The 14691-nt window shown below is 69.0% G+C and carries 13 protein-coding genes; 6 read left to right on the forward strand and 7 right to left on the reverse strand.

All coding sequences use genetic code 11. The features are described 5' to 3' along the window. The first annotated feature begins 28 nt into the window (after positions 1 to 28). The 4 genes from hemA to grxD all read left to right on the forward strand — a co-directional run bounded on the left by hemA (position 29) and on the right by grxD (position 3740). Positions 29 to 1282 (forward strand): glutamyl-tRNA reductase, encoded by a 1254-nt coding sequence (gene hemA / locus CCZ27_RS02700; protein ID WP_096445254.1) that lies wholly within the window; start codon positions 29 to 31, stop codon positions 1280 to 1282. Positions 1283 to 1361: 79 nt separating this feature from the next. Then, positions 1362 to 2441, forward strand: coding sequence for a peptide chain release factor 1 (gene prfA, locus CCZ27_RS02705; protein ID WP_096452095.1), 1080 nt, complete (start codon positions 1362 to 1364; stop codon positions 2439 to 2441). Further along, positions 2438 to 3313 (forward strand): peptide chain release factor N(5)-glutamine methyltransferase, encoded by an 876-nt coding sequence (gene prmC / locus CCZ27_RS02710; RefSeq protein WP_096445256.1) that lies wholly within the window; start codon positions 2438 to 2440, stop codon positions 3311 to 3313. Before prfA ends, prmC begins: the two co-directional genes overlap by 4 nt. A 106-nt stretch (positions 3314 to 3419) precedes the next feature. After that, on the forward strand, positions 3420 to 3740 hold the full coding sequence (grxD, locus tag CCZ27_RS02715; protein WP_096445258.1) for a Grx4 family monothiol glutaredoxin: 321 nt from the start codon (positions 3420 to 3422) through the stop codon (positions 3738 to 3740). 34 nt (positions 3741 to 3774) lie between these two features. Here the strand turns inward: grxD and CCZ27_RS02720 are convergent, their stop codons facing one another. The 6 genes from CCZ27_RS02720 to argH form a co-directional block, all read right to left on the reverse strand. Further along, positions 3775 to 4869, reverse strand: coding sequence for a nucleotidyltransferase domain-containing protein (locus CCZ27_RS02720; RefSeq protein WP_096445260.1), 1095 nt, complete (start codon positions 4867 to 4869; stop codon positions 3775 to 3777). Positions 4870 to 4871: 2 nt separating this feature from the next. Further along, positions 4872 to 5732, reverse strand: a complete 861-nt coding sequence (locus CCZ27_RS02725; RefSeq protein WP_096445262.1) for an HprK-related kinase A — start codon at positions 5730 to 5732, stop codon at positions 4872 to 4874. A 35-nt stretch (positions 5733 to 5767) separates the two neighbouring features. Next, positions 5768 to 6070, reverse strand: coding sequence for a hypothetical protein (locus CCZ27_RS02730; RefSeq protein ID WP_198363248.1), 303 nt, complete (start codon positions 6068 to 6070; stop codon positions 5768 to 5770). Then, on the reverse strand, positions 6067 to 6771 hold the full coding sequence (locus CCZ27_RS02735; protein ID WP_157748426.1) for a hypothetical protein: 705 nt from the start codon (positions 6769 to 6771) through the stop codon (positions 6067 to 6069). The genes CCZ27_RS02730 and CCZ27_RS02735 overlap by 4 nt, the downstream gene beginning before the upstream one ends. Positions 6772 to 7150: 379 nt before the next feature. Continuing rightward, a complete protein-coding gene (locus CCZ27_RS02740) occupies positions 7151 to 8440 on the reverse strand; it encodes a protein kinase domain-containing protein (protein ID WP_096445268.1) in 1290 nt (429 codons plus the stop codon). Positions 8441 to 8445: 5 nt separating this feature from the next. Further along, positions 8446 to 9867, reverse strand: coding sequence for an argininosuccinate lyase (gene argH, locus CCZ27_RS02745; RefSeq protein WP_096445271.1), 1422 nt, complete (start codon positions 9865 to 9867; stop codon positions 8446 to 8448). Positions 9868 to 9956: 89 nt separating this feature from the next. Between argH and CCZ27_RS02750 the strand changes: the two genes are divergently transcribed. Together CCZ27_RS02750 and CCZ27_RS02755 are read left to right on the forward strand one after the other, a co-directional pair. After that, positions 9957 to 11027, forward strand: a complete 1071-nt coding sequence (locus CCZ27_RS02750) for a sensor histidine kinase (protein WP_096445273.1) — start codon at positions 9957 to 9959, stop codon at positions 11025 to 11027. Next, positions 11024 to 11776 (forward strand): LytR/AlgR family response regulator transcription factor, encoded by a 753-nt coding sequence (locus CCZ27_RS02755; protein WP_096445275.1) that lies wholly within the window; start codon positions 11024 to 11026, stop codon positions 11774 to 11776. Before CCZ27_RS02750 ends, CCZ27_RS02755 begins: the two co-directional genes overlap by 4 nt. Before the next feature lie 66 nt (positions 11777 to 11842). Here CCZ27_RS02755 and ppc read toward each other — a convergent pair whose 3' ends face one another. Further along, entirely contained in the window at positions 11843 to 14599 is a 2757-nt protein-coding gene (gene ppc, locus CCZ27_RS02760; RefSeq protein ID WP_096445277.1) for a phosphoenolpyruvate carboxylase, read from the reverse strand. Positions 14600 to 14691: the final 92 nt, after the last annotated feature.

The following is a 14691-nucleotide window of genomic DNA, read 5'->3' on the forward strand; positions in this document are numbered from 1 at the left end:
GCTCCCGATCGATAGCCTCGTGTCACGCATGCAGCTCTATGCCCTTGGCCTGAATCACCACACCGCGCCGCTTGCGATCCGCGAGCGTGTGGCGTTTCAGCCCGAGCACATGGGTCAGGCCCTGCACGATCTGGCACGGGCCGATTCGGTGCGGGAGGCGGCGATCCTGTCGACCTGCAACCGCACGGAACTGTATTTTGCCGCCGAGCAGCCGCAGCACGCCGCCGACTGGCTGGCGCGCTTTCACCAGTTGCCATTGACCGACGTCTCGCCCTACCTCTATGCCTACCCGCAGCGCGATGCGATCCGGCACGTGTTCCGCGTCGCGAGCGGGCTGGATTCCATGGTGCTGGGCGAACCCCAGATCCTCGGCCAGGTGAAGGAGGCCGCACGCCGCGCCGAAGAGGCGGGCACCGTCGGCACGCTGCTGCACAAGCTGTTCCAGAATACCTTCGCGGTAGCCAAGGAAGTTCGCTCGACCACCGCGATCGGCGCCAGTACCGTGTCGATGGCTGCTGCCGCGGTGCACCTGACCGAGCGCATCTTCGAGCGCGTCTCCGACCAGCGCGTGCTGTTCATCGGAGCGGGCGAGATGATCGAACTCTGTGCGGCGCACTTCGCCGGGGCCAGGCCGAAATCGATGGCGGTGGCAAACCGCACCGCCGAGCGTGCGGCGGTGCTGGCGTCGCGCTTCGGTGCAGACACCATGCGCATCGACCAGATTGGCGAGATGCTGCCGCGCTTCGACGTGGTGGTGTCCTGTACGGCCGCGCCCCTGCCCATCGTCGGCCTGGGCATGGCCGAACGTGCGGTGAAGGCGCGCCGCCACCGGCCGATGGTCATGGTGGATCTCGCGGTGCCGCGCGACATCGAGCCGGAAATCGGCGGACTCGACGACGTCTTCCTCTACACCGTCGACGATCTCGCCCAGGTCGTGGATGCCGGCATGGAGTCGCGCCAGCAGGCGGTGGTCGAGGCGGAGCAGATCATCGATACCCGCGTCGACGGCTTCCTGCACTGGATGGAGGCGCGCGACGCGGTGCCGACCATCCGTGCGCTGCGCGACCATGCCGAGACCCTGCGCCGGCACGAGGTGGAACGCGCGCTGCGGCTGCTCGCCAAGGGCGAGGCCCCGCAGCGCGTGCTGGAAGCGCTGTCGCACGGCCTCACGAACAAGCTGATGCACGGGCCGTCGCGCTTCCTGAACCATGCCGAGGGCGAGGCGCAGGCCGAAGCCGGCCGCGTGGTGCAACAGTTGTTCAATCTGCCGCGCAACGGCTAGCCGCGAGCTTGCCCCGAATCCGCCTGGTCGCGCCGCGGGCTCCGTGCCCGGACGCGATGCCGACCCCGAATCCGATCCGATGAAGCAGAGCATCCGAGACAAACTCGAACACCTCGCCAGCCGCCTGGAAGAACTCGACCGGGCACTCGCGGCGGAGACCGCGGCACACGACATGAATGCCTTTCGCGACCTGTCGCGGGAGCGGGTGGAGATCGAGCCGGCGGTGCAGCTCTACCGCGCCTACCGGCAGGCCGAGGCGGATTGCGACACCGCGCGCGAACTGCTCGACGATCCCGACATGCGCGAACTCGGCGAGGCCGAACTGCAGGCGGGGCAGGACCGCCTCGCGGCGCTCGACGGCGAGTTGCAGCGTGCGCTGCTGCCGCGCGACCCCAACGACGAGCGCAACCTCTTCCTCGAGATCCGCGCCGGTACCGGCGGCGACGAGGCGGCGCTGTTCGCCGGCGACCTGCTGCGCATGTATGCGCGCTACGCCGAGCGCCAGCGCTGGAAGCTGGAGATCGTGTCCGCCAGCGAATCCGACCTCGGCGGCTACAAGGAAGTCGTTGCCCGGGTGACGGGCGCCGGCGCGTATTCGAAGCTGAAGTTCGAATCCGGCGGCCATCGCGTGCAGCGGGTGCCGGTCACGGAGACGCAGGGGCGCATCCATACGTCCGCCTGCACGGTGGCGGTGATGCCGGAAGCGGACGAGATCGCCGCGGTCGACATCAATCCGGCCGACCTGCGCATCGACACCTTCCGCGCGTCGGGCGCCGGCGGCCAGCACATCAACAAGACCGATTCGGCGGTGCGCATCACCCACATTCCGACCGGCATCGTCGTCGAGTGCCAGGACGACCGTTCGCAGCACCGCAACAAGGCGCAGGCGATGTCGGTGCTGGCCGCGCGTATCCACGATGCCAAGGTGCGCGCGCAGCAGAGCGCCGAAGCCGCCACGCGCAAGAGCCTGGTCGGCAGCGGCGACCGCTCGGAGCGCATCCGCACCTACAACTTCCCGCAGGGGAGGGTGACGGATCACCGCATCAACCTGACGCTGTACAAGCTCGATGCGGTCATGGCCGGCGAACTGGACGAACTCATCGATGCATTGACGCTGGAGCACCAGGCCGATCAACTGGCGGCGCTGGCCGAGGAATGAGCGGGCTGCCGACCGGCGCGGGGCGCGACGACCTGCCGGACGACCTGCCCGCCATCGCCCGCGCGCTGGCCTGGGCGCGCGGGCGGATCGACGCCATGGATGCGCGGGTGTTGCTGCGCCACGTGCTGCAATGCCCGGCCTCGCGGCTGGCCGCCTGGCCGGAGCAGCTCCTCGATGCGGAAGACTGGGCCCGGTACCGCGAACTGGTCGAACGCCGGCTGGCCGGCGAACCGGTGGCCTACCTGACCGGCGAGCGCGAGTTCTACGGGCGCAATTTCATGGTCACGCCCGCGGTGCTCATTCCGCGGCCCGATACCGAACTGCTGGTCGAACTCACGCTGGCCCACGTCGGCGACTGGCGGTACGCGCGCGTGCTCGACATGGGTACCGGCAGCGGCGCATTGGCGATCACGCTGGCGCTGGAACTCGGCGAAGCCGACGTCACCGCGCTGGACCGTTCGCGTGAGGCGCTGTGGGTGGCGATGGCCAATGCCGCCCGGCTCGGGGCCAGCGTGTCCTTCGTGCAGAGCGACTGGTTTTCCGCGCTGGGCGGGGAGCGCTTCGAACTCATCGTGTCCAACCCGCCCTACGTCGCCGCCGCCGACCCGCACCTCGACGAGGGCGACCTGCGCTTCGAGCCGCGCGCCGCATTGGCCGCCGGTCCGGCCGGCCTCGACGATCTCGCCGAGATCGCCGCCGGCGCGGCGCGGCACCTCGAGCCGGGCGGCTGGCTGTTCCTCGAGCACGGTTACGACCAGGCGCCCGCCGTGCGCGGCCTGCTCGCCGACGCCGGCTTCGCGTCCATCGCGTCGTGGAAGGATCTCGCCGGCATCGAGCGCGTGTCCGGCGGGCGCTGGCTCGGCCGCGGCTGACGCCGTCCTGCCACGGCAAGGCCGCCGCTGCTCTGCTCTATTGACGCTGTCCCCGCCGCTCCCTAGAATTTCCCGACTAATTCACTCAGCTTTTCAGAGGCTTCAAATGAGCATCCAGGACGTCATCCGCGAACAGGTCACCTCGAACGACGTGGTCCTCTACATGAAGGGCACGCCGCAGTTTCCCCAGTGCGGCTTCTCGTCCGCTGCCGTGCAGATCCTGAAAGCCTGTGGCGTGCCGGACGTGCTCGCCGTCAACGTCCTCGCCGACGACGAGATCCGCCAGGGCATCAAGGCGTTCTCCAACTGGCCGACGATCCCCCAGCTCTACGTCAAGGGCGAATTCGTCGGCGGCAGCGACATCATGCGGGAGATGTACCAGAGCGGCGAACTGCAGCAGATGCTGCAGGATGCGGGCGTCGTCTGACTCGGGACGGCCGGCGGCCTGCCGCGGCCCGTCTTCAGCGGGTTTCGGCGGGGCCGGTGCCGGCCTTGCGCCGCATCAGCGCCTTGCGCGCCAGGTGGCGCAGCAGCAGCGGGAAGGGCATGCGAAGGTGGTGCGCCCGCACGTACAGGGCGAGGTTCGCCATCCGCGTCGGCACCGATGCGCTGCCCTCGCCGTCGGGCCGGATGGCCTGCCGGTAGATGGACTCGAGCAGGCTGGACGGGAATCCCGCTGGGCGGTCGCCGTCCAGGCTCCGGAGAACCGCGGCGGGGACGGGGGTTCCGAAGAAGGATTGCACCAGCCGCAGGCCGAAGGCGACGGGGTACGCGAGCCCATGCTGGACGGCGTATTCCGGCAGCCGGTCCCAGAATCCGGGCATGCCATCGAAGCGGCGAAGCAGGTCGTCGATGTCGCTCAGGTCCCGCAGGCCGTTGTGCAGTTCCCCTTCGTGCATCAGGTGGGTGATGCTGTGTATCACCAGATCTTCCGGGCAGGGAATGCGCAGGGCGGGAAGTTCGGGCAGGGCGGCCGAGCGCGCGATGATGCGCTCCGCGTCGGGCGTGGAGGTCGAGGTGAGCGGCAAGATGGTGTGATGCACATCGATCACCGTGCCGCGTTTCAGGTTCACCATCGGCGGAAGCTCGTGCATCCACTGTCGGTAGTACATCTGATCGTAGGGGTCGGTCTTGGCGCTGGTCCAGCCGTTGATCATCAGATGGATCTCGACGTCGCCCAGCGCGGCGCGTGGAACGAGGATGTCGATGTCGCCGAACAGGCGTCCGCGGCTGACGGGTAGTCCGCCCATCACATAGGCCGCGCCTTTCAGCAGCACGACCGGAACGCCCAGTCCGCCCAGCGCGCGCTGCAGGCAGTGCGCCTCCCAGGTCACCGAACGGTGCTGGCGTTCGCTGAGCTGCCGGGCGCCGTCCAGGTGCCGCGCGGCGGGGGCGGGGCCATCGATGTCCGCGTCCCGGAGGCGCTCTGCGAGCCGGCCGAGCAGGTTTGCCGCACGCGCGGTGGAGATGAGCGTCGACCACTCGCGCAGGCTGAAGCCGAGCGTCCGTTCCGGCTCCAGCAGGGCGGCGATCAGGCATGCGCTGGGGCCGTGCATGGTCAGCTTCCGCAGATGTCGCCGATCAGGCGCAGGCCGTCGGCCGTCGAGCCGTACTCGATGTGGTAGCAGCGCGCGCCATCTAGCATGGCGCACAGCGCGACGAAGCCGGTTTCACCCATGCGCTCCTTGTTGAAGGACTGTTCGGAGATCAGCGCGAAGGCTTCCGCCCGCGGGATCTCTTCGACGAACGGCTCGCAGCCGGCTTCGAAGCGGGGAAACACCACCCAGCGGCAGCGCGCCGGCGATTCCGCCGACGCGCGGGATGCCGCCGGCACCGCGGCGTGCGAGACGGTGCCCTTGCGCGTGTCCGGATACTGTCTGCCGAGCCAGGCGCCGTCGAAGCGGGAGACGATGTCGATGGACTCGTTCTTCAGGCTGATCGGGCGCGGGTGAGGGACAAGATGGCCGGCGGCGGGGTCCAGGATCGCGAGTTCGTCGGACAGCAACTGCCAGCGTTCGAGGAAGGCGAGCGAAGCGCACAGCGTGCTTTTTCCCGCGCCGGGAAAGCCGGGCATCACGACCGCCTCGCCGTTGCGTGCGAGCACCGCGGCATGCATGACGAGGTAGCCGAGCGCCCGGCTGGCGATGCTCCAGTTCAGCCCCCATTCGAACAGCGGGGCCGCCTGGTCGGCCGGAAGGGGCAGGAACGGTTCGATGCCGTCGAGTTCGAGGCGTGCCTGCGGATGCCACCAGCGGCGCAGGCCGGTGCCGGGCAGGATGCGCAGGTCGAAGTCGACGAAGGCGCCGTCGGCCGGGATGCCCGCATCGGCATAGAACGCATGCAGATGCCGTGCCACGGCGGCGAACGGAGAACGTACCCGCACGTTGAAGGGCGGGATGCGAAGGACGGTGTCAAGCAAGGGACGGGGTTCGCGGCGACGGGCGGCGAAATGGGTCAGGCGTCATCCCGTTCGAGGATACCGGCATCGCAGAGGCTTTGCACGAGCCTGTCCGGCGACGCATCGTCGCCCGCAGGGAAGGTCGATGCCGGGGGGATCGTAGCGCTCGCGGCGCCATGCGCCACTCCCGATGCGAGGCGCCGGGCGGCCTCATCCAGCACCCAGTAGTCGCCCGAGTTCCGGTCGAACACGACCGACGCGCCCTCGTGCGTCCAGGCGGGCGAGAAGCAAAGGGAACGGCCGCTCAGGGGCCTGATGCCGTGCGCAGCGGCGCTGGTCGAACCGGGCTGGCTGCTCACTGCGTGGTCGTGGTCGTCGACGTCGTGGTGGTCGTGGTCGAACTCGAACTCGTCGTGGAGCACAGGGGTTCTTCCAGGTTGTCGGCGTTGATGTCGTACATTCCGCTGATGTAGGCGATCAACTGATTCTTGTCCATGCCGCCCGAGTTGTTTCCGGACGGGTAGTAGACGCCGTTGCTCGGGTAGATCGCGTTCCACATCTCGGTGATCCGCTGGCGACTGATCGGATAGTCCGCGAAGTAGCCGGCATTGAGCCAGGCGGAGGCCAGATGGCGCATGAACTGGCCGTAACCGGTACTGTTGAACGCCGAGTCCTCGGGAAAGGCGAGGACTGCCCAGATGCCAGCACCCGCCGGGACGGGAGCGCCGGGGAACAGCGTCTGGATGAGCGTGCCGGGGGTCAGGATCTTGGAGACGACATCGCTGTACTTGTTGAGCCCCTTCATGCCGCTGGACCCGCACACGCCGATGTTGTCCGAGAAGGTCGGGTACTGGGCGCCGGCGATCGGCCAGTGGCCGAAGTGCTGCGGCACCTTCCAGAAACCGGGCGACCGCCCCCCCGAACAAGGCGCCTGATTCGGGCTCGGGCTGGCATTGCCGCTCACCATCGCCGAAGGGCTCTGGCAGACCGTCGTGCCCAGGGCAGTCTTCGCCTGTACGGCGAGGAGGACACCGACGCCGCCGGTGACGCCCGTTACCACTCGACGACGGGTCCGGCTCGGGAGGGGCCGGGAGACGAATTGCCCGTCTTCCGCCTCGGAACGGCTCGGCTGCGAGTTTTCGGCGTTATTTTGCATGATGGACTTCCAGGATCATTTATGCGTTCCGGCGCCGTGGCGCGAGCAATCGTGTATTCTCAAGCAAGTTTCGTGCAAGGCGGATACTTGTTTTTATCTGTTTGAATTTTCAGTGTTTTGCCGGTTTTCCCGAAGTGCCGGTGTAAAAAAAACCGACGGTCGAAATCTGCCCGCCGTCATCTTGCGCCCTTGCTCACAGGTTAGCAGCGAAGCGGAGCCGTCAGGGCGGGTTTCGTTCGGCTTGTGATGCAAATTGCACGGATGTGCGACCGTGCAGCGGGGATCACAGGTTGGCGATGCGTGCGCTCGCCAGCGACAGCCGGGTCGCCAGCACTTCGAGGAACGCCTTGTAGAAATGCATGCGGCAGGTGTTGGACGCGCGCTGCAGGGCGCGGGCGCGGATGGTGATGATGGCGACGTCGGTTTCGGCCTCGACCGAGGCGGAGCGCACGCCGCTGGCGGCCGAGAACAGGGCGACTTCGCCGAAGCATTCGCCGGCCGTCAGCACGTTCAGCAGGCGGCCGCGCTTTTTCACGCGTGCCTCGCCGGCGGCGAGGAAGCAGACATGGTTGCCGGCCTCGCCTTCCTTCATCAGCACGGTGCCGGGTTGCGCGTGGCTCCACTGCGACAGGGCGATGACTTCCCACAGCTCGGCGTCGGTGAATTCGCGGAAGAAGGGCATGCCGCGCAGGGTCTCGAACTTCTCGGTGTCGGGGATGCGCTGATGGCCGACGTCGATGCTGCGGTTGCGAAAGGCCAGCGCGAGGTCGTGGGAGAACTCGGCCCAGGTCTGGTAGCGGCGGTCGAGATCCTTTTCCATCGCGCGGCGCACGATGGCGTCGAGCGGCTCCGGCACGTCGGCGCGCAGCGCGGACGGCAGGGGAGCCGGCTCGTTGGCGATGCGGTAGAGCAGGCTGTAGTTGTTGTCGGATTCGAAAGGCAGCCGGCCGGTCAGCAACTGGAACATCACCACGCCGAGCGAATAGATGTCGGTGCGGTGGTCGAGCGGCATCTCGCGCACCTGCTGCGGCGACATGTAGGCCGGCGAGCCGACGCCCGCGACCTGCGTGGTGTCGCTGGCGGTGTGCAGCGCGGCGCCGAAGTCGGTGATGCGGATGTCGGTGCCGTCCGGCGTGGCGAGCAGGATGTTGGCCGGCTTGATGTCGCGGTGGGTGACGCCCTGGCGGAAGGCGTAGTCCAGCGCCCGGGTGCACTTGAAGATGATCTCGATCAGCCGGTCGAAGGCGGGCAGCCTGCCGGGCCGCGCCAGTTCCACCAGCGTGCCGCCGGGTACGTATTCCATGACGATGTACGCCATGTCCTCGCCGACCACCGCATCGAGGATCTGCACGATGTGCGGGTGGACCAGCTTGCCGGCGAAGGCGGCCTCGTTCTGCAGCAGATGGCGGTACAGGCGGCCGCTTTCGCAGTTGCTCAGCGCCTCGGGGTGGAGCTGCTTGATGGCGACGTCGCGCTGGTTGAAAGGGTCCCACGCCAGATACACGGCACTGGTCGCCCCTTCGCCGATCAACTGGCGAATCTCGTACTTGCCGAGGCGTGCCGGCAGGGGCATGCGTGTCAACCCCGGCGGGCGAGGGCGATGGCGGCGCGCACCTGCGCGGGCGCCGTACCGCCGACATGGTTGCGCGAGGCCAGCGAACCTTCCACCGTCAGCACGGCGAAGACGTCCTCGCCCACGCGCTCGGCGGCGCCGGGCACGTGCGCCATGGCGATGCGCAACTCGTCGAGCGAGAACTGCGGCAGGTCGCAGCCCTTGACGTCGGCCGCGCGCACCGCCAGCGCGACGGCCTCGTGCGCGTCGCGGAAGGGCAGGCCCTGCTTCACCAGGTAGTCGGCCAGATCGGTGGCGGTGGCGTAACCCTGGCTCAGCGCGCCGCGCATGGCCTCGGGCTTGACCTTGATGCCGGTGATCATGTCGGCGTAGATGCGCAGCGTGTCGATCACCGTGTCGGCGGTGTCGAAGAGCGGCTCCTTGTCTTCCTGGTTGTCCTTGTTGTAGGCCAGCGGCTGGCCTTTCATCAGGGTCAGCAGCGCGATCAGGCTGCCGTTGACGCGGCCGGTCTTGCCGCGCACCAGCTCGGGCACGTCCGGGTTCTTCTTCTGCGGCATGATCGAACTGCCGGTGCAGAAGCGGTCGGCGAGGTCGATGAAGCCCACGCGCGGGCTCATCCACAGGATCAGCTCTTCGGACAGGCGCGACAGGTGGGTCATCAGCAGTGCGGAGGCGGCGCAGAATTCGATGGCGAAATCGCGGTCGCTGACGGCGTCCAGCGAATTGCGGCAGACTTCGTCGAAGCCCAGTTCGGCGGCGACGAATTCGCGGTCGATCGGGTAGCCGGTGCCGGCCAGCGCGGCGCTGCCCAGCGGCAGGCGGTTGACGCGGCGGCGGCAATCTTCGAGCCGCTCGGCGTCGCGCCGGCTCATCTCGTAGTAGGCCATCAGGTGGTGGCCGAAGGTCACCGGCTGGGCGACCTGCAGGTGGGTGAAGCCGGGCATCGGCGTGGCGGCGTGGGCTTCGGCGACGGTGAGCAGGTTGTGCTGGAATTCGGCGATCAGCGTCAGGATCCGGTCGATGGCGTCGCGCAGCCACAGCCGGATGTCGGTGGCGACCTGGTCGTTGCGGCTGCGGCCGGTGTGCAGGCGCTTGCCGGCGTCGCCCACCAGCGCGGTGAGGCGCTTTTCGATGTTGAGATGGACGTCCTCGTCGTCGAGACTCCAGGCGAATTCGCCGCGCTCGATCTCGCCGGCGATCTGCGCCATGCCGCGCTCGATGTCGGCGAGGTCCTGCGCACCGATGATGCCCTGCTTCGCCAGCATCTTCGCGTGCGCGAGCGAGCCGCGGATGTCCTGCTTCGCCATGCGCCGGTCGAAGGACACCGAGGCGGTGTAGCGCTTGACGAGGTCGGAAACGGGTTCGGTGAAGCGGCCGGACCAGGTCTTTGCCGGGGCGTCGGCACCGGGCGAAGTGGTGTCTGTCATAATGTCTGCGTCGAGGAATGGTACCGCCGGACGGGCCTTCGCTGCCCGGCGGCCTGGGGCTTGCGGGCAGTTCGGTGCCCGGATGAACGATGGAAAGTATAAAGCAAAAGGCCGTACCCCTTTCCGCGCCGGGATTGCCGGATTTCCGCAATCTCGGCGTGATGCTGCGCCTGCTGCTGGCGGTGAACCTGCTTGCTCTGGTCACCGTGCTGCTGAGGGTGGACGATCCGGCCTTGGTGGTGCCCGAACTCGTGCTCACCGGCGGCCGGCTCGAACTGCCGCTGCTGCTCGCGGCGCTGGTGCTGTACCTGGCCGCGCCCCGGCTCGCGCGCCTCGGCACGCAGGGCGGGCGGGCCGCGGTGTTCGTCATCGCCGCGCTGGCGGTCGTCGCCAGCTTTCCGCTGCTGGAAGGGGCGTCGGACGTCGGTGCCGTCGCGCTGGCGCGGCGCCTGGCCTGGGCCATGGGCGCCACGGCCGCATGCCTGTTCTATTTCGACTATCGCAACCGCCGCTACTCGCCCGCGCTGACCGAGGCCCGGCTGCTGGCGCTGACCGCCCGCATCCGGCCGCACTTCCTCTTCAACAGCCTCAACGGCGTGCTCGGCGTGATCCGCAGCGAGCCCCGGCGCGCCGAGCGCGCACTGGAGGAACTGGCCGACCTGTTCCGCGCCCTCATGCAGGACAACCGCGACCTGGTGGCGCTCGGCGACGAGGTGGCGCTGTGCGAGCGCTACGTGGACCTCGAGCGCCTGCGCCTGGGCGAGCGCCTCACGGTACGCTGGGAGCTTGACGATGGCGCCGACGAGGGCACCGCCGGGTCCGGTGCCGGCAGCGCCCGGCCGCTGCTGATGCACGCGCTGGTGCCGCCGCTGCTGCTGCAGCCGCTTCTGGAGAACGCGGTGTATCACGGCATCGAGCCCGCCAGCGAAGCCGGCGAAGTGGTCGTGCGCATCGCGCACCGGGGCGGCGAGCTGCGCATCGAAGTGGACAATCCCGTGTGCGACGGCGTGCGCCACCAGACGGGCAACCGCATGGCACTGGACAATATCCGCGAGCGGCTGATGCTGTTCTTCGACCTCGAGGCCGCGCTCGACATCGACGCCGGCAACGAGCGCTACCGGGTCTGCATCCGGCTGCCCTACAGGAGCGCCCGGACATGATCGATGTGCCGCTTCGCGTGCTGATCGTCGACGACGAGGCGCCCGCACGTACCCGGCTGCGCGACCTGCTGGGCGACATCGACGCCGCGCAGCCGACGGTCCTGCTCGGCATGGCGGCGAACGGCGTGGAGGCGCTGCGCCTGCTCGAGACCGATGCCGCCGACGTGGTGCTGGCCGACATCCGCATGCCGGCCATGGATGGCGTGGAGTTCGCACGCCGGGTGGCGTGCCTGCCGTCGCCGCCCGACGTGGTGTTCGTGACCGCCTACGATGCCTATGCGGTGGAGGCGTTCGAACTCACCGCGACCGACTACCTGCTCAAGCCGGTGCGTGCCGCGCGCCTGGCCGCCGCGCTGGCCAAGGTGAGGGCGCGCCGGCGCAATGCCCCGCCGGGTGCGGCGGGCGGCGGGCGGCGGCACCTGAGCGTGACCGAGCGCAACCGGACGCTGCTGCTGCCGGTGGCCGACGTGCTGTACCTGCGGGCCGAACTCAAGTACGTGACCGCGCGCACCGCCGAGCGCGACTACCTGCTCGACGAATCGCTGGTGCATCTCGAGCAGGAGTTCCAGCATGCTTTCCTGCGCGTCCATCGCAGTTGCCTGGTCGCCCGCGCCGCGGTGAAGGGCGTGGAGCGGGTCGGCGAGGACGAGGGCGATGCGCACTGGGAGATCCTGCTCGCCGGCTGCGACGAACGCCTGCCGGTCAGCCGGCGGCAATGGCCGGTGGTGAAGCAGGCGCTCGGCCTGTGAGCGCGCGGCGGCGGGCGGCGCGGGTGCATCGGTGCGGATCGTGCCGCCGCCCGCGCCGTTCCCGCCTCAGCCGCTGTTGCGCAGCCCGGCGGCGATGCCGTTGATGGAGATGTGGATGCCGAGCCGGATGCGTTCGTCCTCGCCCTGCTCGCGGTGGCGGCGCAGCAGTTCGACCTGCACGTGGTTGAGCGGGTCGAGATAGGGGAAGCGGTTGCGGATCGAACGCTTGAGCAGGGGGTTGTCGTCGAGCAGTTCCTGCTGGCCGGTGATGGCCAGCAGCACCTCCACCGTATCGTGCCACTCGCCGCGGATGCGGCCGAAGATGCTTTCGCGCAGGGCGACGTCCTTCACCAGTTCGGCGTAGCGCGAGGCGATCGCAAGGTCGCTCTTGGCGAGCACCATGTCCATGTTCGACAGCAGCGTGGCGAAGAACGACCACTCGCGGTGCATGCGCTGCAGTAGCGCCAGGCCGTCGTCCGGCCGCGCGGCGAGGAAGCGCTTCACCGCGCGGCCGAAGCCGAACCAGCCCGGCAGCATCAGCCGGCACTGCGCCCACGAGAACACCCACGGGATCGCGCGCAGATCCTCGATGCGCGTGCCCTTCTTGCGCGACGCCGGGCGCGAGCCGATGTTCAGGCCGGCGATCTCGGAGATCACCGTCGATTCCCAGAAGTACTGCTCGAAGCCCGGCGTCTCGTAGACCAGGCCGCGGTAGGCGGCGAAGGCTTCGTCCGACAGCGTCTGCATCGCGTCGAGGAAGGCTTGCGGCGTGGGACCGGTGCCGGCCGGCCGCAGGCTGGTTTCCAGCGTGGCGGCGACCAGCACCTCCAGGTTGCGGCGGCCGACTTCCGGGTTGCCGTACTTGGCGCCGATCACCTCGCCCTGCTCGGTGAGGCGGATCTGACCCTGCACCGCGCCTTCGGGCTGCGCCAGGATGGCCTGGTAGCTCGGCCCGCCGCCGCGGCCCACCGAGCCGCCGCGGCCGTGGAACAGCCGCAGGCGCACGCCGTGGCGGGCGAAGACGTCGACCAGTTCGCCCTCGGCCTTGTACAGCGCCCAGCCGGAGGTCATGAAGCCGCCGTCCTTGTTGCTGTCAGAGTAGCCGAGCATCACTTCCTGGGCGTCGTCGCACGCGCTGGCGAGCAGTTCGCGGTAGCCCGGCAGCGAGAACAGGCGGTCCATCACGCCGGCGGCGTTCTCGAGGTCGCCGATGGTCTCGAACAGCGGCACGAGGTTGACGTCCAGCGCCTTGTCGACCGGGCGCAGCAGGCCGGCCTCCTTCAGCAGCACCGCGAGTTCGAGCAGGTCGGAGACGTCGTCGGTCTTGGAGATGATGCACTGGCGGATGGCCGCCGTGCCGTAGCGCAGGTGGGCGCGGCGGGCGGCGTGGAAGATGGCGAGTTCGGATTCGGTCTCGTCGGAGTATTTGACGTGCGGCGAGGCGAGCGGGCGTGCGGTGGCGAGTTCGTCGAGCAGCAGCGCGCAGCGGCCGGCCTCGTCCCGTTCGCGATAGCCGGTGCCGGGGCGGGCGACTTCCAGCAGTTCGGCGACGACGCGTTCATGCACGTCGGAGTTCTGGCGCAGGTCGACCGGTGCCAGATGGAAGCCGAACACCTTCACCGCGCGCCGCAGGTGGCGCAGGCGGCCGCGGGCCAGCGCGGCCGAACCGTTGGCCACCAGGGAGCGGTGCAGGATGTCCAGATCCTCGCTCAGCGCCCCGGCCCCCGGATACGGTTCGGCCTCGGCGATGGCGTGGCGTACCGGGGCGTGGCCCAGCAGTGCCTGGTAGGTCGCCGCAAGGCGGGCATAGATGCCCGAAATCGCGCGCCGGTAGGGCTCGTCGCTGCGGTGGGGCGACTGGTCCGGCGAGCGTTCGGCCAGCGCCAGCAGCGCGTCGGAGGCGCTGACGAGGCCGAGCGCGAGCGACAACTGCGAGCCCAGGAAGTGCAGTTCGTCGAGGTAGTAGTTGAGCGCGACTTCCGCCTGCATGGCGAGCGCGCATTCCAGCACCTCGGCGGTGACGTAGGGGTTGCCGTCGCGGTCGCCGCCGATCCAGCTGCCGACCTGCAGGAAGGCGGGCAGTTCGGCCGGCATGGCGCCGGCGCCGGCGGCGCCCGCGAGGTGGTCTTCGAGGCTTGCGTAGAGGCGCGGCAACTCGCGCAGGAAGGTGGTCTCGAAATACGACAACCCGTTGTTGACCTCGTCGATCACCGACAGCCGCGCGGAGCGCAGCATGCGCGTCTGCCACAGCGTCAGCACCGCGCGGCGCAGCGCCTCGAGGTTGGCTTCGGATTCCTCGGGCGTGAGCTGCACGCGGTCGCGCTCGTCGAGCAGGCGGGCAAGCACCGTCTCGCAGTTGAGGATGCTCTTGCGCTGCACCTCGGTCGGGTGGGCGGTCAGCACCGGCGACACCAGCGCGGTCTCGAAGAATGCCTGCAGGCTGACCGCGTTCGCCGACCCGCTGTCGAATGCACGCTGCAGCGCATGGGCGAGGCTGCCTTCGCGCGGCGCGGAGCCGGCGATCAGGTGCGCACGGCTGCGGCGGATGTGGTGCTGGTCCTCGGCGATGTTCGCCAGGTGCGAGAAGTAGCTGAAGGCGCGGACGACCTGGATCGTCTGCTCGCGCGACAGGGCGTCGAGCATGTCGTCCAGCTCGCGCCGCGCGGCGATGTCGTCGTCGCGGCGAAAGCGCACCGAATTCTGGCGGATGCGCTCGATCAGGTCGAAAACGGCGGCGCCTTGCTGGTCGCGCACGGTGTCGCCGAGAAGGCGGCCGAGCAGGCGGATGTCTTCGCGCAGGGGCGCGTCCTTGTCCTGGGTCATGGGCGTGGGTGTCGGCATCGGGAAGAATGATCGTGTGGCGCCGCCCGGCGGTTCGCGGCGGCGCGTGGAGCAGCCCTGGCGGCGGGGGGATG

The sequence above is a fragment of the Thauera sp. K11 genome (assembly GCF_002354895.1).
GTDB classification, from domain to species: Bacteria; Pseudomonadota; Gammaproteobacteria; order Burkholderiales; family Rhodocyclaceae; genus Thauera; species Thauera sinica.

Bases quoted from the DNA above. Each gene is read 5' to 3' on its own strand.
- hemA (WP_096445254.1), top strand. From the start codon at position 29: ATGCAGCTCTATGCCCTTGGCCTGAATCACCACACCGCGCCGCTTGCG.
- prfA (WP_096452095.1), top strand. From the start codon at position 1,362: ATGAAGCAGAGCATCCGAGACAAACTCGAACACCTCGCCAGCCGCCTG.
- prmC (WP_096445256.1), top strand. From the start codon at position 2,438: ATGAGCGGGCTGCCGACCGGCGCGGGGCGCGACGACCTGCCGGACGAC.
- grxD (WP_096445258.1), top strand. From the start codon at position 3,420: ATGAGCATCCAGGACGTCATCCGCGAACAGGTCACCTCGAACGACGTG.
- CCZ27_RS02720 (WP_096445260.1), bottom strand. From the start codon at position 4,869: ATGCACGGCCCCAGCGCATGCCTGATCGCCGCCCTGCTGGAGCCGGAA.
- CCZ27_RS02740 (WP_096445268.1), bottom strand. From the start codon at position 8,440: ATGCCCCTGCCGGCACGCCTCGGCAAGTACGAGATTCGCCAGTTGATC.
- argH (WP_096445271.1), bottom strand. From the start codon at position 9,867: ATGACAGACACCACTTCGCCCGGTGCCGACGCCCCGGCAAAGACCTGG.
- CCZ27_RS02750 (WP_096445273.1), top strand. From the start codon at position 9,957: ATGGAAAGTATAAAGCAAAAGGCCGTACCCCTTTCCGCGCCGGGATTG.
- CCZ27_RS02755 (WP_096445275.1), top strand. From the start codon at position 11,024: ATGATCGATGTGCCGCTTCGCGTGCTGATCGTCGACGACGAGGCGCCC.
- ppc (WP_096445277.1), bottom strand. From the start codon at position 14,599: ATGACCCAGGACAAGGACGCGCCCCTGCGCGAAGACATCCGCCTGCTC.